This is a genomic window from Corynebacterium camporealensis (assembly GCF_000980815.1).
GTDB lineage: Bacteria > Actinomycetota > Actinomycetes > Mycobacteriales > Mycobacteriaceae > Corynebacterium > Corynebacterium camporealense.
Genome location: NZ_CP011311.1, coordinates 1,826,954 through 1,850,872, shown reverse-complemented (window position 1 = coordinate 1,850,872; position 23,919 = coordinate 1,826,954). Strand labels below are relative to the sequence as shown.

Below are 23,919 nucleotides of genomic sequence, written 5' to 3'. Positions count from 1 at the left end.
CCGGGAGAGTTTAGCGCGGAAAGTCGGTAGGATGGGGGCTTATGTCTTCTGATTCACAGAACAATAGCCCTTATCCGCTTCCCGTCGAGCCTTTCGCAGGCCCGACCAAGGACACCCCATTCCCAGCCCCGAAGGCAGAGAACCCCATTGCCACGGGCTTCGAATCCGATCTGCGCAAGCAGATTGCCGACGCTAAGCGCGTCGTGGTCAAAATTGGTTCTTCCTCTCTGACCGATGACAAGGACTACCGTGTTTCTCGCGAAAAGATTGATCACATCGTTGATGCCGTGCACGCACGCATGGGCTACTCCGATGTCATCATCGTTTCTTCCGGTGCAGTGGCTGCCGGTATGGGCCCACTCGGCCTGACCCAGCGCCCGACCGACCTGGCAACTAAGCAGGCAGCTGCGTCTGTCGGCCAGGTTCACCTCGCTTACGAGTGGGGTCGTTCCTTTGCTCGCTACGAGCGTACCATTGGTCAGGTTCTGCTGACCGCCGGTGATACCGGTGTGCGTGACCGCGCCCGCAATGCCCAGCGCACCATTGATCGCCTGCGCCAGATGCGCACCGTGCCGATCGTCAATGAGAACGACGCCGTGGCGACCTCCGAGATGCACTTCGGCGATAACGACCGCCTGTCCGCACTGGTGGCCAACCTGGTCAAGGCCGACGCGCTCTTCCTCTTCTCTGACGTCGATGGCCTCTACGACAAGAACCCGGCAGAACCAGACGCTCAGTTCCTCTCCGAGATTCGCTCCGGTAAGGACTTGAAGGGCGTTGCTGCTGGTGACGGCGGCAAGGTCGGTACCGGCGGCATGGCAACCAAGGTCTCTGCAGCCCGCCTGGCAACCCGTGGCGGCATTCCGGTCCTGCTGACGAACACTGCCAATATGGGCCCCGCGCTTAACGATGCCTCCGTGGGCACCGTCTTCCACACCCGTGAGGAGCGCGGTCTGTCGGCTTGGAAGTTCTGGGCACTGTACTGCGCCGATACCGCTGGCGCAGTCCGCCTGGACAAGGGTGCGATGCAGGCGGTTACCCGCGGCGGCAACTCCCTGCTGGCTGTCGGTATTACCGAGGTCATGGGTAGCTTCCGCGAAGGTGAAATCATCGACATCATTGGTCCAGAAAGTGAGACCATCGGTCGAGGTGAGGTGCGCTTCAACGCTTCCGAGCTGCGCGAGATTATGGGCAAGCACATGAGCGAACTGCCAGATTCCCAGCAGCGTTCGGTCGTCCACGCGGACTACCTGTCCAACTTCGCTTCCCGTATCTAAACCGGTTTCAAGCGCAAAGGAGTGCAGTTGAAGTTCTACATGGGCCCTGAGGCCTGGGAGCCGACGGTCGAAGACATCGTCGCTGCCGGCCACGAGCAGGTCGAGCGCATGGAAGACGCAGAGGTGTTTATCAACACCATGCCGAATCCGCGCAAGATTCCGCAGCGCACCGAAAATATCCAGTGGGTGCAGCACTGCTTTACTGGAGTTAATCAGCTCATCGATGCTGGCATCATTGCTGACGATGGCATCCCGTGGTGCAATTCCGCAGGTGCCTTCGCCAAGCCGGTGGCTGAGGCTGCCTTAGGGCTGTTGCTTTCCCAAGCTCATCACCACAAGGCTTTCGCTTTGGCGGCAACCTGGGATGTAGCGAATGAGCTCGATGAGTCGCAGAAGTGGATTTATACCCAGCGCGAGCCGCAGAAGGTGGCCATTTTGGGTGCAGGTGGCATCGGTAAGCAGCTCATTAAGCTGCTCAAACCGTTTGGCGTGCACATCACTGCGGTCAATCGTTCCGGTCGCGATGTCTCTGGTGCGGATGAGTCCGTGGCCATGGACAAAGCAGGGCACATCTGGTCGGAATCCGATGTCATCGTCAACATCCTGCCGCTGACCAAGGAAACCGACAAGCTGGTCGATGCCCAGAAGTTCGCACAGATGAAGACGTCCGCGCTGTTTATTAACGTCGGGCGTGGTTCCACGGTGGTCACCGATGATTTGGTCGATGCCTTGCGTAACAGCGAGATTGCCGGTGCGGGCCTGGAAGTCATGGACCCGGAGCCGCTGCCGGACGGGCATCCGCTCTACGAGCTGCCGAATTGCACGATGACCCCGCACATGGCGGCATCGGCAGGCGTTGCCCAGTTCCACATGGGTGAAGTCTTCAACGCGAACGCTGCTGCCTGGGAGAAAGGCGAGGAGATGCCGACCCAGGTCGATGCGGAGGCAGGCTACTAAATGAAGTACGCGATGCTGCCCGAGCCGTGGCAAGAGACCTTAGACGCCCTGGATGAGGCAGGCCATGAGCAGGTTGAGCTTACCGATGCCGACGTGCTCGTCTTCAACGGCGCGGCCGAGGATTTTCCAGAGACTCTTCCCGAGTCGGTGCAGCTGGTCCAGGTGCCTTTTGCGGGCGTCGACCACTTGCTGGATTTGATGCGTGAGACTGATGTGCGCTGGTCCAATGCCGCTGGTGTCTATGATTCCACGGTCGCCGAATCGACGATTGCGTTGTTGTTGGCGCAGCTGCACGCGCACAAGCGCGTCGGTACGAGCTGGGATAACCGCGATGAGGTCGAAGAACACACTAGCTTCCTCTTTGAGGACTCCACGGTGGCGATTGTGGGTGCTGGTGGCATCGGTAAGCGTTTGATTGAGATGCTCTCTGGCTTTGGCCCGCGCATCATTGCTGTGAATCGCTCGGGTAGGGACGTCCCCGGCGCTGATGAGGTCGTGACTTTCGATGACATTGACAAGGTCTGGCCGGCCGCGGACTACTTCGTCCTGCTGGCACCACTAACCGATGAGACGCGTCATCTCGTTGATGATGCGGCTCTTAAAGCAATGCAGCAGCACGCCGTCGTGATCAATGTGGGCCGTGGTCCGCTCATTGATACCGATGCTCTAGTCGAGGCACTCAACGCCGGCGAGATTGCTGGTGCGGGCCTGGATGTCACGGACCCGGAGCCGCTTCCCGATGGCCACCCGTTGTGGGAGATGCCGAATGTGCTGATTACGCCGCATCTGGCGAACCCGCCGTATTCGGTGCGCAGGCGCATCGGAAAGCATGCTGCGTCGGTGCTGAAGGCATTGGAAGCCGGGGAAGAGCTGCCCACGGAAGTAGACCTGGAAAGTGGCTACTAAGCATTTCTGAAAATTCTGGGAACTTTACGTAACCTGGGATGTCATGACTAACACTGAGCGTGAAGAAGTACTGTCCAAGGCGCGCGCTGCAAAGGCTGTTGCGCCAGTATTCGCCCAGCTGACCACCCCGCGCAAGAACGAAATCCTGCGCCGCGCTGCTGAGAACCTGGTAGCGCACACCGATGACATCCTGGAAGCAAACAAGAAGGACATCGAATCTGGCAAGGAAGCTGGCATGTCCGACTCTCTGATTGACCGCCTGTCCCTGGATGCTGACCGCATCGAGGGCATCGCGGATGGCCTGCGTCAGGTCGCAGGTCTGCAGGACCCAGTAGGTGAGGTTCTGCAGGGCCGCAACATGGACAATGGCATTCAGATGAAGCAGGTCCGCGTCCCGCTTGGCGTGATGGGCATGGTCTATGAGGCTCGCCCGAACGTCACCGTTGACGCATTCGGCCTGGCCCTGAAGTCCGGTAACGTCCCGCTGCTGCGCGGTTCGAAGTCCGCACGTAACTCCAACCTCAAGCTGGTGGGGATCCTGCAGGACACCCTGGATGAGTTTGAGCTCTCCCGCGATGGCGTCCAGCTGCTGCCGTGCGAGTCTCACGACTCCGTGCAGGACCTGATTACCGCCCGCGGCCTGGTCGACGTGGTTATCCCGCGCGGTGGTGCGAAGCTGATCAACGCCGTAGTCACCGGCGCTACCGTGCCTGCCATTGAGACCGGCACCGGTAACTGCCACTTCTACGTGGATGCTTCTGCGGATCTGGACAAGGCCATCGACATGGTGATTAACGGCAAGACCCGCCGTACTTCGGTCTGCAACTCCACTGAGGCAGTCCTGCTGGACTCCGCGCTTTCCGATGACGACAAGCTGCGCGTCATCAAGGCCCTGCAGGATGCCGATGTCACCATCCACGGTGTCGTCAGTGAACTGGAAGCCCTCGGCGCCACCGATGTCGTGGAGGCCACCGACGAAGAGTGGCACGAAGAGTTCCTGTCCATGGACATCTGCGCCAAGGTCGTCGATGGTGTTGATGGTGCTATCGCACACATTGCTGAGTACAGCACTGGCCACACCGAGGCGATTGCTGCACAGGATGCCGACGTACTGCAGAAGTTCGGCAACGAAGTCGACGCCGCAGCCGTCATGCTGAATGCATCGACTGCATTCACCGACGGCGAGGTCTACGGCATGGGTGCCGAAATCGGCATCTCCACCCAGAAGCTGCACGCCCGCGGCCCGATGGCCCTGCCCGAGCTGACCTCCAGCAAGTGGGTCCTGCAGGGCACCGGTCACACCCGCCCTTAATCCCACGCACTTAAGTTTCACGCGGTAAAGCCCAACTCATAAACGGCTTTACCGCGTTTGTGGTTTTCTAGGGCAAGCTCGTGCGAAAGCCTCCGTGCAGTGTCATACTGAAAAGATGAACTCTGTGCTTTCTCGTGTGTCTCGTGCTGGTGTGGCTGGTGCTGCTGCGGTGGCGATGTTCTCGTCGGTGATGGTGCCGGTGGCGTTAGCTGGTGTGGCGCCGGAGGAATGTCCGGCGGTCGTCGTGTTGGCGGCGCGTGGTTCGGATCAGAATGAAGAATACGGTGAGTATTTTGGTCCGCAGCGTTATTCGGATGCTTCGCAGCCGTCGAATGGGCACGAGGGGCCGAATATCTCCGCGCTGTTGCACCAGGTAGAGCAGCGTCATCCGGGCACGATGGATGATGTGTATGTGCGCGCACTCGATCCGGAAGAGTACCCGGCGAGTATGGACTTGCCAGCGATTGCTGAAGAAGGTGAGAACCTCAATCCGCTGCAGGTGCTGCAGCGTTTAGGGGAGATTCTGCGGGACTATCCTTTAGGTGACCTGGTGTATTCGGTAACGCTCGGCGTGGTCGATAGTTTGCGTACTGGTGTGGAAAGCGCGCCGCGGGTGGTGGCTGAGTACGAGCAGTCGACTGGATGTAATCCGCAGTATGTGCTGGCGGGTTATTCGCAGGGTGCGCTGGTGACTGCGAGCATCGAAAAGCAGTTGGCGCAGGAAGGCAAACTGGCCGGGGTGATCACCATGGGCAACCCGGTTGGGCAGCTGCCGTGGCGGAGTTGGCAAGGTGAGCTGCCACCGGAGCGCCGCGTGGATTACTGCCTGGACGGGGATGTGGTGTGTGATTTCTCCTTGCAGGCCGCCAGTGATGCGTTGGCGACGAAGATGGAAACGCACGCGTCCTATTTCTTGGGCGAGCCCACGGCTAATGATGTAGTGGTCATTGATGCGGTGGCCGGTATACTCTCTGCGCATGACTAACTCGCAGCGCATCGGAATCATGGGTGGAACCTTTGATCCGATTCATAATGGCCACCTGGTGGCTGCCAGTGAGGTGGCCCATCGCTTCGACCTGGAAACTGTCGTCTTCGTGCCGACGGGGCAACCCTGGCATAAGGAGGGCAAACAGGTCACCGAAGCTGAGCATCGTTACTTGATGACGGTGGTGGCCACGGCGTCGAATCCGCGTTTTACGGTCTCTCGTGTGGACATCGATAGGCAAGGGCCGACCTATACCATTGACACGCTGCGCGATATTCGGAATTTTTATCCGGATGCGGAGTTGTACTTTATTACCGGTGCAGATTCCGTGGCATCCATTATGAGTTGGAACTCCTGGGAAGAGATGCTGGAGATGGCCAAGTTTGTCGGTGTCACCCGGCCGGGCTATGTGCTGAGCACGGATATGTTGCCGGAGGAAGCCCAAAAGGAAATCGAACTGATTGAGATTCCTGCCATGGCGATCTCTTCCACGGACTGCCGTGCACGCGCCAATGCGGGTGAACCAGTGTGGTATCTGGTGCCTGATGGTGTGGTGCAATACATTGCCAAGAACAACTTGTACCAACCGGATTCCGATAAACCCATGTAAAACGGGGTGAGGAACTAGGTGTTTGCTTGGCAAACGTGACAAAATAAAAAGACTACGTTAGCGATAAAGAAGGGTTTTACCTTTGTCTATTTCTGCTCAGGCCCGCGCGATGGCCGAGACCGCTGCGCGCGCAGCGGATGAGAAGCTGGCAACCAACATTGCCGCCATTGACGTCTCTGACGTCTTGGCTATCACTGAGGTCTTCGTCTTGGCCTCTGCTGACAACGAGCGTCAGGTCGGCTCCATTGTGGAAGAAGTCGAAGACGAGCTGACCAAGGCAGGCCACGAGCCGCTGCGTCGTGAGGGCAACCGCGAAAACCGCTGGGTGCTGCTGGATTACGGCCAGATTGTGGTACACGTACAGCGCAACGACCAGCGTGAGTTCTACGGCCTGGACCGCCTGTACCATGACTGCCCAGTCCTAGAGATTGAAGGCATCGACCCGCCGGAGCGTCCGGGCCAGTGGTCGGAAGAAGTTAACCCGCGTGAGGTGGAATCCATTGATGAGATTCCGCTGGCTGACAAGGCCCCGGGTGAGGACGAGGAGTACTGATCTTGTTATGAGCCGCCGCCTAATCCTTATCCGCCACGGGCAGACTACCTACAACGCCACGGGCCGCATGCAGGGCCACATCGATACTGAGCTTTCTGATGTCGGCTACGAGCAGGCCCAGGCTGCCGCACGTCTGCTTCACGATAAGGAGATCACCAAGATCGTTGCCTCCGATCTGGTGCGAGCTGCGGAAACCGCACGCGTGGTGGCTGAGGCTCTCGACTTAGATTTCACGACTGATTCCCGCCTGCGCGAAACCGATTTGGGCGATTGGCAGGGCCGTTCCTCGCAGGAAGTCGACGAGGAATTCCCGGGCGCGCGTGCTATCTGGCGCCACGACCCGACCTGGGCACCACCGAAGGGCGAATCCCGCGTGGATGTGGCTCGTCGTGCCCGTCCGGTCATCGATGAACTCATGCGTGAGCATGACGAATGGGATGAAGGCCCAGTGCTTATCGTGGCGCACGGCGGTGCGATTTCTGCGCTGACCTGCCACCTGCTGAACTTAGAGACCCAGCAGTACGGCATCCTGTCGGGTCTGAAGAACACCCACTGGTCGCAGCTGACCGCACGCCCGCAGTTCGATACCAATAACCCGACTGCGACCCCGCACTTTACTGCTGACAACGTCGATGATGCCGCCTGGTACTTCGACGGCTGGAACATGGGTGCCAAGGTCGTCGGCGGCACGGGGGCGGATGTCTAGTGGCAGTTAGAGTCCTTACTGACTCTTCGGCCGGCCTTTCCGATGACATCGCCGAAGAACTCGGCATTACCGTTATCGACCTGCACTTGATGGAAAGCCACGGCAAAGACGGTGCTGAGCGCAGCACCTCTGGCCTAAGCTCCCTGGAGCTCGCCGCCGCCTACGGTCGGGAGATGGAACGCGCGAACGACGACGGCGTGGTGGCCTTGCATCTGTCGAAGGAGCTGTCCTCGACTTGGTCAGCTGGGGTGACTGCTTCTGGCGTTTTCCCGGATACCGTCCGCGTCATCGATGCTGGCACCGCTGGCATGTCGATGGGCGCTGCTGCGATGGCCGCGGCCAAACTTGCCCAAGAAGGCGCGGAGCTCGACGAATGCTACGCCGCTGCCATCGACACCTTAGAGCGCTCCAAGACTTGGCTTTATCTCAACTCCACTGAGGAACTCCGCCGCTCCGGCCGCCTGTCGGCCACCACCGCGGTGCTATCGACCGCACTGCTGGCCACCAAACCCATCATGGCGGTATCCGACGGCAAACTGGAACTCGTCGGCAAGACCCGTACCCAAACCAAGGCCTTTACCAAGGTCGTCGAGCTGGTCGCCACCCGTGCTGCCGGCGAACCAGTCTTTATTGCCCTGCAGTACAACGGCGACGAAGAAGCGGCCGACAAACTCCTCGACCTGCTGGAACAAGCCCTACCTGAGGGCTCATCCTTTATGAAGCTCCCGCTTAACGATGTGCTTGCCGTCCACACCGGCGACGACGCCATCGGCATCTCCGCAGTGTTCACCTCCGCTGAAGAAGCACCCGCTCCGAAACCGCGCTTCACCCCGCGCTGGCCGGGACCAACAGAGCACAACCAGAAGAATTAACGCGCTCTAAGCGCGATTTCTGTGGATAACCATGTCCTAAAACGGCCCATTTCTGCCGTTGCTTTTACCTTGAATGAAGTTATCCACAGATCTGCAATGACCTACTAGTGCGAGCGGTTGCGGTCTTTCTAGTCTCGGCTGCATGGGGAAACCACATGTAAGTGACCGACTGCGTGAGCTCAGTCGGCCGACCGGGGAAGAAGAGCTGCTGGCGGTGGACTATCCGCGCCCGCGGCTGCGTATTCCTGCCTGGCAGGCCGCCATCGTTGCTGTCGTTGGCGTGGCCGGTGTGGTGCTGTGGTTGGGGTTGAGCTCCCAAGAATCGATGCCGGAACCAGCAGCTGTTAGCGAATCAGCAACAGAGGCACCAGCTTCGGTGGTGGTCTCCGTAATTGGGGAAGTCGATAATCCAGGCCTCGTGACACTCGCGCCGGATGCCCGCGTCGCCGATGCCTTGGCGATTGCACAGCCACGCTCGGATGCGGAACTCACGGTGCTCAATCACGCGCAGAAACTCACTGATGGACAACAGATCCATGTCCTTCCCAAAGGTGCCGCACCTGCGGAACCCCAAGACATGGAAGGTGGCGCACCAGATTCAGTCGGTGCGGGTGGCGGTATCAGTTTGAATACCGCGAGCGTGGAAGAGCTCAAAGAACTATCCGGGGTAGGGGAGGTCACCGCTGCCGCAATTGTGGCCTATCGCGAGGAAAACGGTGGGTTTAGCTCCATCGAGGAAATCCAGGAAGTCTCCGGTATCGGTCCGGCAAAGTATGCGCAGCTGAAAGACCAGGTGCAGCTGTGAGTGAGCTGCGCCTAGCACCAGCTGCCGTTGCGGTCTGGTTAGCCACGATGTTCGCCCTGTTGGGGCGGTGGATGCTCGTGGCTGTGGTGCTGGTTGGCGCTGGGCTAGCGCTGTGGTGGTTTAGGCTGCAGGGACAAGCACTACTGACGGTGGTGTTAGGTGGAATCTCTGTGCTGGTGGCGTTGGTACGACAGAAGAGAGCCGGGGAGTACTCGTGCCCGTCACGGTTGTCGGGGACGGCAGTTACTGATGCCAAGGAAATTGAGACTGACTTTGGCAGTAGTTGGTTAGTCCCAGTAGACGTGTCGGGCTATCCAGCGCCATTGCCGGTCTTTGTGGATGAGGAACCGGCAGTGGTGGCAGGGCAGTCGCTTACTGCACGGATTACGTGTTCGGAGGCGACGCGGCCGGGCGTGGGAAGTGTGACGGCACAAGCTCGTGTGGTGGAGCCTGGGGAGGTAGAAGGCTTTGCTGCCTGGGCAGCGCAAGTGGCAGATACCTTTCGGCAGTTGGTCCAAGAAACTGTAGGCCCTGCCAGCCAAGGATTAATGCCGGGCATGGTGCTTGGTGATGTCAGCCTGCAGGATGGGGAAGAACAGCAGCTGTATATCCATACCGGCCTGTCGCATTTAAGTGCGGTATCCGGTGCGAATGTAGCGGTGGTGTGTTCCTGTGCGGCAGTAGTGGCAGCAGGCTGTGCGGCAGGACCAAAGGTGAAGGTGGCGGCATCCTTAGGGGCCTTGGCCGTGTTCGTCGGTTTGGTGGGCACGGAGCCGTCGGTGTTGCGCGCGGCAGTCGCGGGCATTGTGGGACTGCTGGCGGTGCTGAACTCCTCGCGGATGCAGCCGCTACACGCGCTGTGTATTGGGGTCATCGTGTTGATTATCTGGGATAGCGATCTGGCGTTGAGCTTCGCTTTTGCGCTGTCGTCCGCGGCAACGGCCGGCATTGTGGTGCTTAGTCCGCTGCTCAACAAGCTGCTGGTGGTGACTGGTTGGCCAGCGATTGTGACTTGCGCATTGGCGGTAGCGATTGCGGCGGACTTGGTGACCATGCCGATTGTGGCGTTGATGGCAGGTGAGGTTTCGGTGGTCTCGGTGTTGGCGAATACGTTGGTCGCACCGGTGACCGCGCCGGTAACGGTGTTGGGGTTGATTGCGGTGCTGCTGGCGCAGTTGGGTCCACTGTCGGTGCTGGCGGCAGGGCTGTTGAAGGTCATTGAGCCGTGCACGTGGTGGATTAATACCGTGGCGCACGGAACGGTGCGACTGCCGGTCGCAGTCATTGACGCTAACCCTCTGTACGTGCTGCTTGCTTATGGCTGGATTGTCGCGGGGCTGTTGTATGAGCGCCCGTGGTTGACGTTGGGTGCGACGATGTTGGGTGTGGTGGGCATTGGGATGTGGGGTGCCTAGAATGTATGGCATGCCTACAGCCCCGGTTCACTTGATTCTCGGCGATGACGAATTCCTCACCGAGCGCGCACGCTTAAGCGTGCAAAAAGCTGCTGCAGAAGAATCCACTCCGGAGCTTAAAAGGCTGAAGGCCTCCGAGGTCAGCGAGGCAGAGCTTGCTGAGGCAACCAGTCCTTCGTTGTTTGGGGACAACCGCGTCATCGTCATTAGTGAAGTTGAGCGCGCGGGCAAGGAAGTCATCAAGCTGATTCTGGAAGCCTGCGTGAACCCCATGCCGGGGATGACCATGGTTGTCATTTACAAAGTCAGTGCGAAGACGCTGAAAGGTAAGAAGAAGCCTCCGGAGCTTGTCGCAAAGCTGCAAAAGATTGCAGAAGTCCACGAGGCCTTTGCGCTGTACCCGAATGAGCTGGGCCCGTGGGCAACGCGCGAATTTTCCTCCCATGGGGTGCGCCCTACGCCGGATGTCGTCCAGGCAGTGCTGGAAGGTGTCGGTTCCGATCTGCGCGAGCTGGCGTCGGCGATTTCGCAGTTGGTCTTTGATACCAACGGCAATGTCACCCGTGAGGCAGTCAATAACTACTACATGGGTGTCGCGGAAGTAGAGAACTGGGACATCGCTGATGCGGCGGTAGCAGGGCGATTGGAAGCAGCCGTATCGACCTGTCGACGCGCACTGCAGTTGGGCGCATCGCCAGTAGCGATTGCCGCAGCCTTAGCGAACAAGGTCGGTGCGATTGCCCGGCTGTATTCGGCACGCGGTGATCAATTCAGCGTCGCAAAGCAGACTGGCTTAAACCCCTACGTGGTGAAAATTACCCAGCCGGTCGCACGCCGGTGGACTGGAGACAACATCAGCAAGGCCGTTATTTTGGTCGCGGAGCTGGATGCGGCGGTTAAAGGCCGGGGTGGCGATGAGGAATTCGCTATCGAATCTGCAGTGCGCAGAATCGCAGAACTAGCACGCTAAACTAGGTGTTATGACTGAATCGGATCCGCAGCTAGAAGAATTTGCAGGCAAGCTTTTTGATATGGCTCGTCAAGGTGATGTCACCTTGATTGAGTACATCAAGCAGGGCGTGAACCCGAACCTGGTGAACCAGAACGGTGAGTCCTTTTTAATGTTGGCATCCTACAACGGACACGTGGAACTCACCCGTGCACTTATTGAGGTGGGCGCGGATGTGGACCTGCTCAACGACCGCAAGCAGTCGCCGTTGGGTGGAGTGATTTTTAAGAAAGAAGAGCAGCTCATTGAGGTGCTTCTGGAGGCCGGTGCTGACCCGCATGCCGGTAGCCCGAGCGCATTAGATATTGCGCAGATGTTTGAGCGTCCGGACCTAGTGGAGCGATTCTCCTAAATCGACATTTCATGACTATAGTGTCGATGTGACTTTAAGTGCCTACCTGACCGTAATTGTCGCCAATGTTATTGGTGCACTGTCTCCGGGACCTGATCTCATCTTGGTGACCCGTATGGCCACCAAGTCCCGCAGGCACGCAATTGCCTCAGTGCTAGGCATCCAATTCGGGGTTTTATTTTGGTGCTCGCTGACCGTGCTCGGTGCAGCGGCACTTTTGACTGCCTTCCCACAACTGCTGGGTTTTGTTCAGCTCATCGGTGGTTCCTGGCTGGTGTGGATGGGCTTTAACATGTTCCGTGGCGGCTGGATTGCGCGCAAGTATCCGCCACCCGGTCTCGAGGACGTCGAAGCCTCGCTGGGCCGAATGCGTCAATCCTTTGCGATGGGCCTTACGACGAACCTGGCCAACCCGAAGATCGTGCTGTTCCTGGCCGCACTGGTCGCACCCATGCTGCCAGCGAACCCGTCTTTCTTTACTGCCTCAGCATTGATTCTGGGCCTGTGGTTGGCGCCAGTGCTGTTGTTCTTGCTCATCGGCGTGGTGGTCTCCACCCCGCGTGTGCGGCGCAAGATGTTGTCGGCAGGCCCGTGGATTGACCTGTTTGCCGGTGGCTTCTTTATGGTCGCTGGTGTCGCCCTAGTGATCTCTGGCATCGGCGAGATCTAGCTGCAGGCTGAGTAACTCATAAACCCACAGCGCCCACGCGGCGACGGTGCTGGCGCGCCGGGGGAGCGTGCTACCGGACAAGCCCAGCTGCGCTGCTTCCATGAGTTCTAGGGACTCCGCTTTGCCCGGGCTGCGGTCGTGGTCGAGGATGAACTCGATGGCGCTGCGGAAGACCTGGCGTTTAGCTAGAAGTTCTACGAAGGCTAAGTTGCGGGTATCGCGGGTGCCTGCGTCGAGGACATAGCGGCCGGTCGGGGTCAGCTGCACCGTGGTGTCATCTAGTTCGATAAGCCCCAAGTAGCGCCCGGCGTTGACGTAGTAATCGGCTTGGCGGGGTGCAAAGCCGAAGTGCTCGGCAATGAAGGGCTTGTCGATGGTGTTCGGTGGGGCATCGTCAAGTAATTCGCACAAGCTAATCAGGCGGGCAAAAGAATCTGCCTGTGGGAAGGGAATCTTGGGCGGTTCCTCCTCGACAGTCGTGCGGTTGAGTACCGCGCGCAGCTCCGCGCTGGTGATGGTGGAATTGCCCAGGATGTAGCGCGCGGAGTCTTCCAGACGGATGCTGCGGAAGTCTAGCGGGTCAGCAAAGCTGTAGCGGTGCAGGTGGAATACGCCGTTGGAATAGACCACGAAGATAGGTATGACCGGCTTGGTGACCGCGTCCTGGAAGCGCCGGTACGGGAAGTAGAGCTGCCGGATGTTGAAGTCTTCGGGCAGGTGATTTTTCGCCTCCACGAGGACGAGATAGTCGGCGGATTCGTAGCCGCCGTCGATTTCCATCTGCGCGTTGGTGATAGAAAAATCCCGGTTGAGCGCGGCGATGTGCAGGTCAATCTGCTTGGTCGACATGCGGCCTGCCACGGTGCCGTGCAGTGGGGAAGAGGCCACGAAATCCTCAATGACCCCGGCAAGGCTGGCAGCACTCAGTGCGAGTGCCTCGGAGGACAGATGGTGAAAGTCCAGGCTTTCGATGTCCGTGGGCACAGGACGCACGCGCAGAGGCGCATCCAGGTCCGGGAAAGGTTCGTAAAGGTCAAACGCGCCGACGAGGTAGGTATCGCGGCTTAAGGGCAGCACGCTTAAGTTTCGCTCGGCAAGTGGCTGTGGGCGGGAGCGCGAGTAGTCGTGCTTGCACATCAACCGCGGTTCGCGGCCAGAGATTTCTTTGAGCTTCGATGCGGTGATGGTGAAGTAGCCACGGTCGTCGATAGCTTCCTGGTAGCCAGGGGTATCGAAGATCTTTTGCCAGCCAACGTCGTTGACGCGTGCTTTTTGTTTAGGAGTCATAGTTGCGCACGAGGACTTCGTCGACTTTGCCGCGCTTGGAGGCCACGGAGTTAATGGCGCGCTTGGCACCAACGATGCTGACGTTGTAGTCGGCGTACAGCTCCCGAATGAACTCAGTGGCGGAGTTTGACAGTAAGAACTTCACGCCACGGGAATCGAGGTCGTCGCAGACTTCCTTGAGACGAATCTGGTCATCGCGGGTAAAGCCACCGGATTGGTAGCCGGTGAAATTACTCGTCGGATTGACCGGGTCATAAGGCGGGTCGAAGTAGACCAGGTCGCCGGCTGTGGCGTGCTCAGTAATCGTCGCGTAGTCGCCGTTATGGAACTGCACATCGGAGTTGTTGAGGTACTCCGAGACCGCGCGCAACGTCGGTTCATCGCAGATAACAGGATTGCTGTAGCGACCAAAAGGCGCGTTGAACTGACCTGCATTGTTGACGCGGTAGAGGCCGTTGTAGCAAGTCTTGTTCAAATACACCGTGCGGGCGGCGCGCTCCACCGCAGTAAGCTGCGCGTATTCCGGCGCGCGGTCGAGCCCACGCATCTCGTAGAAGAACTCTTCTTCGTTGCGGTAGCCGCGCAGCAGCGCAATGAGTTCGTCGACATCGTCGCGCACCACACGGTAGAGATTAATCAACTCACTGTTGAGGTCATTTACTGTGGCTTGCTCCGGTGCCAGCGAAAACAAGACAGCACCGCCGCCTAAGAAAGGCTCAAAGTAACGGTTAAAGCCATCCTGGGGCAGGGCGGCATGAATTTGCGGGAGGAGCTGGCGCTTTCCGCCGACCCATTTCACCAGTGGCTTAAGTTCGTTCATAATGACTCTTCATCTTAGTGGCCCAGCAGACACGCACCCACACGGGGTGTAGAAAACATGTTCGAATTAGGGTTAGATGTCGTGGATTAGAGGATTGCTCATTGAGTGCGAGCCTTGTCTCGGAATGCGGTGATGAAGCTCAGGAGGCATCCGGCTAAGAGAAAGCCGCTGATTTGTAGGTGGGTGGCCCAGTTTCCACCGCCGCCGGATGTGACGAGAAAAAGAGTAAATGCGATAGCGGCCAGGCAATGGATGGCGAGACGGCTATGGGCGCGCAGCCGGAAATTCTTGGGCCAGACTTCTTCGGTAAACCAGTTCACCACGGTGAGGAAAAGATAAAAGATTATCCCCGCTAGTATTCCGGGCACTATGTAGAGCATGTTTTCCCTTCCTTAGCAGGGGATCCTGGTGACTAGTGTACAAAGTTTGGAACCCTCAATCCGGCTTGAGGTGGGGCCTGCGCGGAGGCGGGAGTCGTGTTAGCATCCATTCGACATCAATTATGAAAGGTATGGTTTATGCAACAGAAGTCAGTTCCGCTTACCTCAGTAATCGGCATTGTGGTCGCTTTGGTTTCCTTGCAGGCATTAAGGAGTACTACTGACTGGAGCACGATTGCCCTTGTCGCAGCAGCCATCGCTATCGCGTTTGTGGTCACTGCCGTCATCGTTTTCTTCGCCGGGGCGCTGGGGTTGTCGGAGGAACCCTCTGCTGAAGATGAACAGCGGAGTTAGATAAATAGATTAGGTACCTAGGTAAAGAAGAAGCCTGCGCCCCGAAAGGGGAGCAGGCTTGCTGTCTTTAATGATGGGGATTAGTCCATCTGGTTGAAGGCCTGGGCCATGCCGGACTTCTTGTTAGCGGCGTTGTTGCGGTGGAACACGCCCTTGGAGACGGACTTGTCCAGAGCGCGGGATGCAACGCGCAGCTGCTTCTCAGCAGCAGCCTTGTCGCCCTCAGCAACGGCTGCACGGAACTTGCGGATCTCGGTGCGGACTGCGGAGCGAACGGACTTGTTGCGCTGACGAGCCTTCTCGTTGGTGATAACGCGCTTCTGCTTGGACTTGATATTTGCCATCTGAAAAATACCTCTTGGAATCGAAAATGATTACTTGCGGAAACGATCCCGGTGGACGGCTCGAACATCGTAAAGCATGTGCTCGGCGCCGGTATTCCAAGGACGAACCCAAGGTCCTGCCCGTCCCGACCGACGCACCCGCCGAGAAAGTAACTTGTCAACAATAGCAACAAGGCGCGCAGGACACCAAATATTTTAGGCCCAGTGGTAGCGCGAGCGTAGGCGGTTGGCGATGCGCTGGAATCGACGCTCCGGAAACAGCGTGCCCTGGCGACGGACTTCCTCCTCGGAGACCTCCAGGATGCGGTCGAGGCGAATCCAACACTGGCGGCCGGATTCATCCCACTCACCAGCACCGATTTCCAGCCAGTTGTCTTCCTCACCGTGCTCGGGATTGGCAGAAATCAGCAGACCCAGCACCGTCGTATGCGTGCGGCCAATCAGCAGGACGGCACGCTCGCGGGGTGGGGCCTGCTTGCCATCGGACGGCGCCCAGACCCAGACGACCTCACCGGAATCGGCCTGGCCATCAATATCCGGAGCAAAGAAGAGGGAACGGGGATGAGAGTCGGTGCGCTCAACGTGGATATCGGCAGGCTTGCGGGTTTCGTAGTCGCGCTGGCTGCGGTTGAGTCCGAGCCTTTCGTTAATGCGCGTTAGTCCTTGGTCCACCGGGGCAGTGTCGCCGAGTCCGAGTGCGTCACGAATCCGGGTGAACACGGTTGGGTTGCCGCTACTCATGTCGACTAGTCTAGACCCATGTCTAAAAACTTTGCGGCAACTACCTTTACGGATCCGTCCCAGATCCGTAATTTTTGCATCATTGCTCACATCGACCACGGCAAGTCGACGCTAGCGGATCGCATTTTGCAGTTGTCCAAGGTTGTCGAGGACCGCGATATGCGCGATCAGTACCTGGACAACATGGATATTGAGCGCGAGCGCGGCATCACCATTAAGGCCCAGAACGTCCGCCTGCCGTGGATTCCGCAAAGCGGTGAGCACAAGGGTGAAGAAATCGTCATGCAGATGATTGACACCCCCGGTCACGTGGACTTTACCTACGAGGTCTCCCGTGCGTTGGAAGCCTGTGAAGGCGCCATCTTGCTTGTCGATGCCGCCCAGGGCATCGAAGCCCAAACCCTGGCCAACCTGTATCTGGCTATGGAAAACGACCTGGAAATCATCCCGGTCCTGAACAAGATTGACCTGCCTGCCGCAGACCCGGAGAAGTTCGCACTCGAGATTGCCCACATCATTGGCTGCGAGCCCGAAGAGGTCCTGCGTGTTTCCGGTAAGACCGGCGAGGGCGTGCCGGAGCTCATGGACAAAGTCTGCGAGCTGGTTCCGCCACCGTCGACGGACAAGCCTGACGACGCGCCAGCGCGCGCGATGATCTTCGACTCCGTCTACGACACCTACCGCGGCGTGGTCACCTACATTCGTATGGTCGACGGCAAGCTCACCCCGCGCCAGAAGGTCACCATGATGTCCACTGGCGCGAACCACGAGTTGCTGGAAATCGGCATCGTTAGCCCGACCATGCAAAAGTGCGAAGGCTTAGGCCCCGGCGAGGTCGGCTACCTGATTACTGGCGTGAAGGACGTGCGTGAGACCAAGGTTGGCGATACCGTCACCTGGACCCACAAGGGTGCTGAGGAGCCGCTGAAGGGCTACAAGGACCCGGACCCGATGGTCTACTCCGGCCTGTTCCCAATTTCCCAGGCTGACTTCCCGGACCTGCGTGACGCACTGGAGAAGCTGCAGCTTAACGATGCCTCCCTGACCTTCGAGCCCGAAACCTCCGTCGCCTTGGGCTTTGGCTTCCGTTGTGGCTTCTTGGGCCTGCTGCACATGGAAATTACCCGCGACCGTTTGGAGCGCGAGTTCGACCTCGACCTGATTTCGACTGCACCGTCGGTAACCTACGAGGTTATTGCCGAAGACGGCACCGAAGTCCAGGTCCACAACCCTTCGGACTGGCCGTCGGGCAAGCTCAGCGAAGTCTACGAGCCGATCGTGGATATGACCGTCCTGGTGCCGGAAGAATTCGTCGGCCCAACCATGGAGCTGTGCCAGTCCAAGCGCGGTCAGATGAAGGGCATGAACTACCTCTCGGAAGACCGTGTGGAGCTGCGCTACATCATGCCGTTGGGTGAAATCATCTTCGACTTCTTCGACATGCTGAAGTCGCGCACCAAGGGCTATGCTTCGCTGAATTACGAGGAAGCCGGCCGCCAGCAGTCCGACTTGGTGAAGGTCGACATCCTGCTCAACGGCGACCCGGTCGATGCCTTCTCCGCAATCGTGCACCGCGATTCTGCCCAGTGGTACGGCAACAAGATGACCAAGAAGCTCAAAGAGCTTATTCCTCGTCAGCAGTTCGAGGTTCCGGTCCAGGCGGCCATTGGTTCGAAGATCATCGCCCGTGAGAATATCCGTGCGATGCGCAAGGACGTGCTGGCGAAGTGCTACGGCGGCGATATTTCCCGTAAGCGCAAACTGCTGGAAAAGCAGAAGGCCGGTAAGAAGCGCATGAAGACTCTCGGCTCGGTATCCGTGCCCCAGGAAGCCTTCGTCGCAGCATTGTCGACCGATGGTGACGACTAAAACCCACAAGTAGACGTTTGTGCATCCTAAATTCCGGTAGGGTCGGTTAACGACTTTCCCGGAAGGATGATGCATGACCACCCCGAACCACCGTCCCGCCCCGCGCCAAGGCCAGCAGCTTCCACCGCTGCCCGTCACAGCAGCACAGATTGGTGGTCGCCCGGCCAGCAGTGTTTTCATCGAAGAAGGCCGGGAGATGGTGGCCGACTTGCAAGAGATTCGTCGCGACTTGCACAAGCACCCCGAGATTGGCCTGCACCTGCCGCGCACCCAGCAGCGCGTGCTCGATGAACTCCGCGGTCTGCCACTAGAGATTCACTTAGGCCACGACCTGTCTTCCGTCGTTGCCGTTCTGCGCGGCGGCCTGCGCGGTGAGCGCCCCGTCTCCGTCCTGCTGCGCGCGGATATGGATGCCCTCGCAGTGCGCGAACAAACCGGTGATCCTTTCGCCTCCACCAACGAGTACATGCACTCCTGCGGCCACGACCTGCACACCGCCGGTCTCATTGGTGCTGCACGCTTGCTGTGCGCTCACCAGGAAGAAATCCATGGCGACATCATTTTCATGTTCCAGCCCGGTGAGGAAGGCCCCGGTGGCGCGCAGCGCATGATTGAAGAAGGCGTGCTTGATGCTGCGGGCCGTCGCCCCATCGCCGCTTACGGCATCCACGTCGGCCCGCAGGATGCCGGCACCTTCCACTACATCTCCGGCCCACTGATGGCATCCTCGTCCAACCTGACGATTACGGTCCTGGGCAAGGGCGGCCACGGCTCCCGCCCGCACGATGCCATTGACCCAGTCGCCGCCATTGCGGAAATCCAGATGGCCCTGCAAACCGCGCTGACCCGCCGCTTCGATGCGCTAGAGCCCATCGTCATTACCGTGACCAACCTGCACGCCGGCGATGGTGCCTACAACGCCATCCCGGACCGCGCCAAGCTGGGTGCGACGGTGCGCGTGCTTCGCGATGAACAAATCGACGCCGTACGCCAAATGATCATCGAAGTCGCCGGCAATGTCGCCGCCTCCCATCGCTGCACCGCCCAGGTTGATTTCGAGGTCCTTTACCCAACAACGAAGACCAACCACCGCGAGAATCAATTCGCGGCCACCTTGTGGTCGCACATGTTCGGTGCGAAAAACGTCATGCCTTTCGCTGCACCCATGATGGCCTCTGAAGACTTCGGCTACGTCCTCGCCCAAATCCCGGGCACCTTCATCTGGATGGGCACTGCCAACCCGAATACCCCGGAACATCAGCGCGAGTGGAACCACTCACCACTGGCTCGCTTCGACGACTCTCTGCTCGGCGACCAAGCAGCCGCCCTGGCAGCGCTAGCTTTTGAACGCCTTGCCACCGAAGACGCCCACCCGTCCGCACCGACCAAGGCCATGCGCGAAGCCGCTGGCGTTCGCCGCTAACCAAACACCACACCACCTGGCATCCTCCACCAGGAGGATATTCACGAATCAAGAATCATCCCCGCGCAGGATGCCACCGCATAGGCGCAGCCATAGACTGCGTCTTATGACTCAACACAAGAAGAAAAAGAATCTCGACGTCGGCGGCGTCATCCCACAGCGTAAGTGGTGGCAAACCGCCCTGATTGTTGTTGCTCTATCTGCACTTGGTTTCGTGCTGGTTACGGTTCTAAGCATCCCCGCGGATCGTGAGGTCACGGAAGAACAAATTGAAGGCATGATGATGTCGCTATTGCTGATGGTGGGACTGCTCGTTCTCACCCCGGTAGCGCTGCATCATGATAAGCGCGAAGCAGCACTTGAACCACGCTACGTGGGACACCCCGCTAGTTTGATCGCTGGCTTGATCATCATTGCCCTGGGTTTCAATATTTCCACTTTGCCTATTTTCATCGTGGTGTTCATTTCGGTGTGCTCGCGTGGTTCCTGGCGCTGGTCATTGTCAGCGGTTGCGGTGGCGATTTCGGCGTACACCGTATTTTTGTTGCTGCCACCCGATGCTGGTCCGACTGAACTGGAGGATCAGCCGTATTGGGCTGAGTGGCTCATGACCTACATTGTGTTCTTCGTCCTGCTGGTAATTCTGTTCCTGATCGGTCACTACCGTGGTGCTCTTCGTCAGCAACGCCGCGAGGGAGTGCACAACGCACAGGAGGCAGAACGCGACCGCATTGCTCGTGATATCCACGATGGTTTGTCGCACCGTTTGAGCCTGATTTCGGTGTACTCGGGTGCGCTGAACTACCGCGATGATTTAAGCGAAGAAGAGCGGAAGAAGATTGGTTCGACCATCCAGAACGAAGCTGAGGCAGCTGTCGATGAGATGCGAGGCGTACTCGCTACGGTTCGTTCCACGGATACGACCACGGCAACAGTCGAAGAACTTGTTGCTGAGGCACGTGCTGCTGGCGACGATGTCCACGCTGAGAACCTCGAACTGCCACCGCTGAAACAGCAAACCCAGCAAGCCGTGACTCGTTGTGTGCGTGAAGGATTTACCAATGCCCGCAAGCACGCGCCGGGCAAGCCCGTGACGGTCACTGTTGAACAGGAAACTGACGATGAAGCATGCATCGTCATGTCCAACCCCAATCCCGGTCAGTCGGGCAAGGGCAGTGGCCAGGGACTAGTCAGCATCGCACAGCGTTTGGAATCCGTTGGTGGCGCAGTAAGCGTAGAAAAGAAGGATCCGTTTGTTCTGCGACTGTATGTTCCCGTGGAGGCATAAATGCTGCGACTAGTACTCGTTGATGATGAAGACCTCATGCGCAATGGTCTGCGCCTGGTCTTAGACGGCGCACCCGCTATCGACATCGTCGGGGAAGCCTCCAACGGCCGCGATGCGGTCGCTGTCATTGAAAAGACCGACCCGGATGTCGTGCTCATGGATATCCGCATGCCGGTCATGGATGGCATTACTGCGCTGCGCACGCTGTATTCGGCACAGCCACTCGACCGGCGCACGCCCGTGGTTATACTGACGGCTTTCGATACCGACGCATTCATCTTGGACGCACTGCGTGCCGGTGCCATTGGATTCTTGCTGAAGACGACCAAGCCGGAAGCGCTGGTTGCTGCCGTGCGGGCTGGTGCTGCAGGCCAACAAATCTTAAGCCCGCAAGTCCTGCCGAAACTCATGGCAGCAGAATCAGCAGGCGACCAGGAAGAACCGCTTCGAAAGAAGCAGAATCCACGGGCACAAAGAAAACTGCGCTGGCTTGTTTGAGCCAGCGCGAAAAAGAAATTGCTCAGTTAGTTGCTGAGGGATTAAACAACTCCGAGATTGCCCAGCGGCTTTATATCTCCACCACCACGGTGAAAACCCATATCAAGCACATCATGGACAAACTCGAAGTCACTAACCGCATTCACATTGCGATTGCGGTGCTGGAAGCGCGCTAACGGCGCACAAAGATGGCGATCACACCCACAATCGCCATCACGGCGACGATAAGGGTCTCCATCGCCCAGAACGTCGGATAGTAGCGCAGCGTGTAACCGAAGACCTGGAAGTCATCGAATTGCTGCCACAGGGAAATCGGCATCCACCAGATCTTGTGCAGCACCATGACCACACCGGCGATGCCCGCAATGGGCGCGCCGGGCATGTAGAACAGCCGGCACAGCACTGCGAGACCAATCAGACCCATGCCGAGAATGGCAATGATGGACAATGGCGAGCCTTGCATGAGGAACTCGTGGTCAATCGCGTGCTGTTCGGACAAGGTGTAGCCATCAAGAACAGCTTCGTTAGGAAGGCTCATACCTTTAAATCTTAGTTGTCCTTGTCTTTGTCCTCGTCGTAGCCATCCGCCCAGGTCTTGGTTTCGAAGTCATAGCCGACGTCGCGGCCTTCTTCGTCGGTGCGCTGATACCACTCGGTGTAGCGGTCGGCTGCGGAATCAAAGTCTTCACCTGCACCGCGGCCCTTATGGGCGTGCTCAATGGAGAGCTCGAAGTCATCGCCGTGTTCTTCGATACCGCGCAGCACTGCATTTTCCACAGCAGTACGGGCGTAGGTGCGGCGGATAAACATCGGGTCAGAATGCAGGTCCTTAATCAAGGCAATCATCATAACGATCAAGACCACACTGAATGGAAGTGCTGCGAGGATGGTGAGGTTCTGCAAGCCAGACAGGACTTCTTCGCCACCGGTAAGCAGCATGACGATGGCAATGCCCATCATGCACAGGCCCCAGAAGATGACTACGAGCTTGTTCGGTGACGGATCGCCCTTTGCGGACATCGTGCCCATGATGACGGAGGCGGAGTCCGCAGAGGTGATGAAGAACACTGCGAGGACGAAGATGAGAATGAATGGGGTAATCGAGCCCAGCGGCAGGTTACCGAACATGCTGAACAGGATTTCTTCATTCGACGCGCTGCCATCAAATCCGTCGAGGCCTTCCTGATTGAAGGTAATGGCGGTGCCACCGAAGATGGTGAAAGCCAGAATCAGGATAAGCGTTGGTGCAAAGACAGTGACCATGGTGTATTCACGCAGGGTGCGACCGCGCGAGATGCGTGCCACGAACATGCCGACGAACGGGGTCCAGGCAATCCACCATGCCCAGTAGAACGCGGTCCAGTAGGACTGGAATTCGATGGTCTCATCGCCCCAGGACAGAGATTTCGCCATCATCGGCAGCAGCTCATCGAGGTAGACCAAGATGCCAGACGGAATCAGGTTGAGTAGGAAGAGCGTCGGGCCAACGATAAAGACAAACGCGATCAGGCTCAGCGTCAGGGTGATATTGAGGTTCGACAGGTAGCGAATGCCGCGGGCCACACCGGTGGTGGCAGATACCACGAAACCGCAGCCCAGAACGGCGATGATCATGATGAGTACGTTATTGCCGAGCTCACCGATGCCAGCAACGATGCTCACGCCCTCACCGATCTGAATGGCAGAAATACCCAAAGTGGCGGCGGTGCCGAAGAGTGTGGCGACCAGGGCGAGCATATCGATGAGCTTGCCCAGTGGGCCGTCAGTGTCCTTGGAGCCAAACAAGGGCTTGAATACGGACGAGATCAGGGGAACGCGGCCGCGTCGGTAAGCAGAGTAGGCAATCGCTGCACCCACCATGGAGTAGGCAGCCCACGGGGAAATACCCCAGTGGTAGTTGGACTGAGCAGCTGCTTGGTGAATGGCTTCGGCCGTTTCCGCTTCCACGGTATTCGGTGGTGGAGTGACGTAGTGGGAGAGCGGCTCAGAAGGACCATAGAAGAAAATGCCCACGCCGATGCCGGCGCCGAACATCATGGCGACCCAACTGAAAAGTCCGAATTCTGGTTCTTCGTCATCGCGGCCTAGCTTGATGCGGCCTAAGCGGGAGAAGCCAATGTAGGCCATCGTGATGATAGCCATGATCATTGCGATGTTGAGCAACCAGCCGGCGTTGGTCATTGCCCAGTCAAAAGCGGTGTCAGACGCCGCAGCGACACCATCGGGGTTGATGATGCCCCACGTGATGAACGCGACGATGGCCACTGCGGTGATGAAAAAGAGTGGCTTGTCCAGGCCGTATTTGTTGCGTTGCTCGTCAACGCCGATACCAGGGACTAAGCCAGGGTGCATGTTATGCGGGTATAAGCCCACAGTGCGCGAATTCTTAGAGGGTTTCGCCATGGGAATCCTTGGGATCGAAAGGGTAGAGACTTTGCCTATCTTTCCCGATACTTAGATAATTGCAAATGTTTGCGGTCGAAATC

The 23,919-nt window shown here is 58.3% G+C and carries 27 protein-coding genes; 20 read left to right on the top strand and 7 right to left on the bottom strand.

Annotated elements, in window-relative coordinates:
- Positions 1-41: 41 nt before the first annotated feature.
- The 14 genes from proB (at position 42) to UL81_RS08575 (ending at position 12,429) form a co-directional block, all read left to right on the top strand.
- Entirely contained in the window at positions 42-1,277 is a 1,236-nt protein-coding gene (gene proB / locus UL81_RS08640; RefSeq protein ID WP_035107379.1) for a glutamate 5-kinase, read from the top strand.
- A 27-nt stretch (positions 1,278-1,304) separates the two neighbouring features.
- Positions 1,305-2,234, top strand: a complete 930-nt coding sequence (locus UL81_RS08635; protein ID WP_035107377.1) for a D-isomer specific 2-hydroxyacid dehydrogenase family protein — start codon at positions 1,305-1,307, stop codon at positions 2,232-2,234.
- Positions 2,235-3,140 carry a D-isomer specific 2-hydroxyacid dehydrogenase family protein gene (locus UL81_RS08630; protein WP_035107376.1) on the top strand — a complete coding sequence of 302 codons (906 nt, stop codon included), beginning with the start codon at positions 2,235-2,237 and terminating at the stop codon, positions 3,138-3,140.
- A 43-nt stretch (positions 3,141-3,183) separates the two neighbouring features.
- On the top strand, positions 3,184-4,452 hold the full coding sequence (locus tag UL81_RS08625) for a glutamate-5-semialdehyde dehydrogenase (RefSeq protein WP_035107375.1): 1,269 nt from the start codon (positions 3,184-3,186) through the stop codon (positions 4,450-4,452).
- 115 nt (positions 4,453-4,567) lie between these two features.
- Positions 4,568-5,437 (top strand): cutinase family protein, encoded by an 870-nt coding sequence (locus tag UL81_RS08620; protein ID WP_035107372.1) that lies wholly within the window; start codon positions 4,568-4,570, stop codon positions 5,435-5,437.
- Positions 5,430-6,047, top strand: coding sequence for a nicotinate-nucleotide adenylyltransferase (gene nadD, locus UL81_RS08615; RefSeq protein WP_046453492.1), 618 nt, complete (start codon positions 5,430-5,432; stop codon positions 6,045-6,047). The genes UL81_RS08620 and nadD overlap by 8 nt, the downstream gene beginning before the upstream one ends.
- A gap of 109 nt (positions 6,048-6,156) precedes the next feature.
- Complete coding sequence (rsfS, locus tag UL81_RS08610) at positions 6,157-6,600, top strand: ribosome silencing factor (protein WP_179944130.1); 444 nt, start codon at positions 6,157-6,159, stop codon at positions 6,598-6,600.
- Between the two features lie 7 nt (positions 6,601-6,607).
- Positions 6,608-7,306 (top strand): histidine phosphatase family protein, encoded by a 699-nt coding sequence (locus UL81_RS08605; protein ID WP_035107367.1) that lies wholly within the window; start codon positions 6,608-6,610, stop codon positions 7,304-7,306.
- Positions 7,306-8,178 (top strand): DegV family protein, encoded by an 873-nt coding sequence (locus tag UL81_RS08600; protein WP_046453491.1) that lies wholly within the window; start codon positions 7,306-7,308, stop codon positions 8,176-8,178. Before UL81_RS08605 ends, UL81_RS08600 begins: the two co-directional genes overlap by 1 nt.
- Positions 8,179-8,320: 142 nt before the next feature.
- Positions 8,321-8,983, top strand: a complete 663-nt coding sequence (locus UL81_RS08595) for a ComEA family DNA-binding protein (RefSeq protein ID WP_046453490.1) — start codon at positions 8,321-8,323, stop codon at positions 8,981-8,983.
- Positions 8,980-10,398, top strand: coding sequence for a ComEC/Rec2 family competence protein (locus UL81_RS08590; RefSeq protein WP_035107366.1), 1,419 nt, complete (start codon positions 8,980-8,982; stop codon positions 10,396-10,398). The genes UL81_RS08595 and UL81_RS08590 overlap by 4 nt, the downstream gene beginning before the upstream one ends.
- Before the next feature lies 1 nt (position 10,399).
- Positions 10,400-11,368 carry a DNA polymerase III subunit delta gene (gene holA, locus UL81_RS08585; protein ID WP_035107365.1) on the top strand — a complete coding sequence of 323 codons (969 nt, stop codon included), beginning with the start codon at positions 10,400-10,402 and terminating at the stop codon, positions 11,366-11,368.
- A 10-nt stretch (positions 11,369-11,378) separates the two neighbouring features.
- The gene (locus UL81_RS08580) at positions 11,379-11,759 is read left to right on the top strand and encodes an ankyrin repeat domain-containing protein (RefSeq protein WP_035107364.1); all 381 of its coding nucleotides are present in this window, start codon (positions 11,379-11,381) and stop codon (positions 11,757-11,759) included.
- Between the two features lie 28 nt (positions 11,760-11,787).
- Positions 11,788-12,429: a LysE family translocator gene (locus UL81_RS08575; protein WP_035107363.1), complete on the top strand. Its 642-nt coding sequence runs from the start codon at positions 11,788-11,790 to the stop codon at positions 12,427-12,429.
- Here the strand turns inward: UL81_RS08575 and UL81_RS08570 are convergent.
- The 3 genes from UL81_RS08570 to UL81_RS08560 all read right to left on the bottom strand — a co-directional run bounded on the left by UL81_RS08570 (position 12,400) and on the right by UL81_RS08560 (position 14,916).
- Positions 12,400-13,716, bottom strand: a complete 1,317-nt coding sequence (locus UL81_RS08570) for a type II restriction enzyme (RefSeq protein WP_046453489.1) — start codon at positions 13,714-13,716, stop codon at positions 12,400-12,402. The genes UL81_RS08575 and UL81_RS08570 overlap by 30 nt on opposite strands.
- On the bottom strand, positions 13,706-14,536 hold the full coding sequence (locus UL81_RS08565; protein ID WP_046453488.1) for a DNA adenine methylase: 831 nt from the start codon (positions 14,534-14,536) through the stop codon (positions 13,706-13,708). The genes UL81_RS08570 and UL81_RS08565 overlap by 11 nt, the downstream gene beginning before the upstream one ends.
- A 98-nt stretch (positions 14,537-14,634) precedes the next feature.
- The gene (locus UL81_RS08560) at positions 14,635-14,916 is read right to left on the bottom strand and encodes a hypothetical protein (RefSeq protein WP_035107361.1); all 282 of its coding nucleotides are present in this window, start codon (positions 14,914-14,916) and stop codon (positions 14,635-14,637) included.
- A gap of 138 nt (positions 14,917-15,054) precedes the next feature.
- Here UL81_RS08560 and UL81_RS08555 point away from each other — a divergent pair, with 138 nt between their 5' ends.
- Positions 15,055-15,270: a hypothetical protein gene (locus UL81_RS08555; protein WP_035107358.1), complete on the top strand. Its 216-nt coding sequence runs from the start codon at positions 15,055-15,057 to the stop codon at positions 15,268-15,270.
- An 80-nt stretch (positions 15,271-15,350) separates the two neighbouring features.
- On the opposite strand, the gene rpsT is transcribed toward UL81_RS08555, so the two are convergent.
- Together rpsT and UL81_RS08545 are read right to left on the bottom strand one after the other, a co-directional pair.
- Positions 15,351-15,614, bottom strand: a complete 264-nt coding sequence (rpsT, locus tag UL81_RS08550) for a 30S ribosomal protein S20 (protein WP_035107356.1) — start codon at positions 15,612-15,614, stop codon at positions 15,351-15,353.
- 195 nt (positions 15,615-15,809) lie between these two features.
- A complete protein-coding gene (locus UL81_RS08545) occupies positions 15,810-16,355 on the bottom strand; it encodes a type II toxin-antitoxin system PemK/MazF family toxin (RefSeq protein WP_035107354.1) in 546 nt (181 codons plus the stop codon).
- An 18-nt stretch (positions 16,356-16,373) separates the two neighbouring features.
- Here UL81_RS08545 and lepA point away from each other — a divergent pair, with 18 nt between their 5' ends.
- The 5 genes from lepA (at position 16,374) to UL81_RS12060 (ending at position 21,609) form a co-directional block, all read left to right on the top strand.
- A complete protein-coding gene (lepA, locus tag UL81_RS08540) occupies positions 16,374-18,224 on the top strand; it encodes a translation elongation factor 4 (RefSeq protein WP_035107353.1) in 1,851 nt (616 codons plus the stop codon).
- A gap of 73 nt (positions 18,225-18,297) precedes the next feature.
- Positions 18,298-19,647 (top strand): M20 metallopeptidase family protein, encoded by a 1,350-nt coding sequence (locus UL81_RS08535; protein ID WP_035107351.1) that lies wholly within the window; start codon positions 18,298-18,300, stop codon positions 19,645-19,647.
- A 106-nt stretch (positions 19,648-19,753) separates the two neighbouring features.
- Positions 19,754-20,935, top strand: coding sequence for a histidine kinase (locus UL81_RS11675; protein ID WP_035107350.1), 1,182 nt, complete (start codon positions 19,754-19,756; stop codon positions 20,933-20,935).
- Positions 20,936-21,433, top strand: a complete 498-nt coding sequence (locus UL81_RS08525; RefSeq protein WP_236684460.1) for a response regulator — start codon at positions 20,936-20,938, stop codon at positions 21,431-21,433.
- Entirely contained in the window at positions 21,430-21,609 is a 180-nt protein-coding gene (locus UL81_RS12060) for a response regulator transcription factor (protein ID WP_236684459.1), read from the top strand. The genes UL81_RS08525 and UL81_RS12060 overlap by 4 nt, the downstream gene beginning before the upstream one ends.
- Here UL81_RS12060 and UL81_RS08520 read toward each other — a convergent pair.
- The gene (locus UL81_RS08520) at positions 21,606-21,971 is read right to left on the bottom strand and encodes a hypothetical protein (protein WP_035107347.1); all 366 of its coding nucleotides are present in this window, start codon (positions 21,969-21,971) and stop codon (positions 21,606-21,608) included. The genes UL81_RS12060 and UL81_RS08520 overlap by 4 nt on opposite strands.
- Positions 21,972-21,982: 11 nt before the next feature.
- Positions 21,983-23,836 (bottom strand): BCCT family transporter, encoded by a 1,854-nt coding sequence (locus UL81_RS08515; protein ID WP_046453487.1) that lies wholly within the window; start codon positions 23,834-23,836, stop codon positions 21,983-21,985.
- Positions 23,837-23,919: the final 83 nt, after the last annotated feature.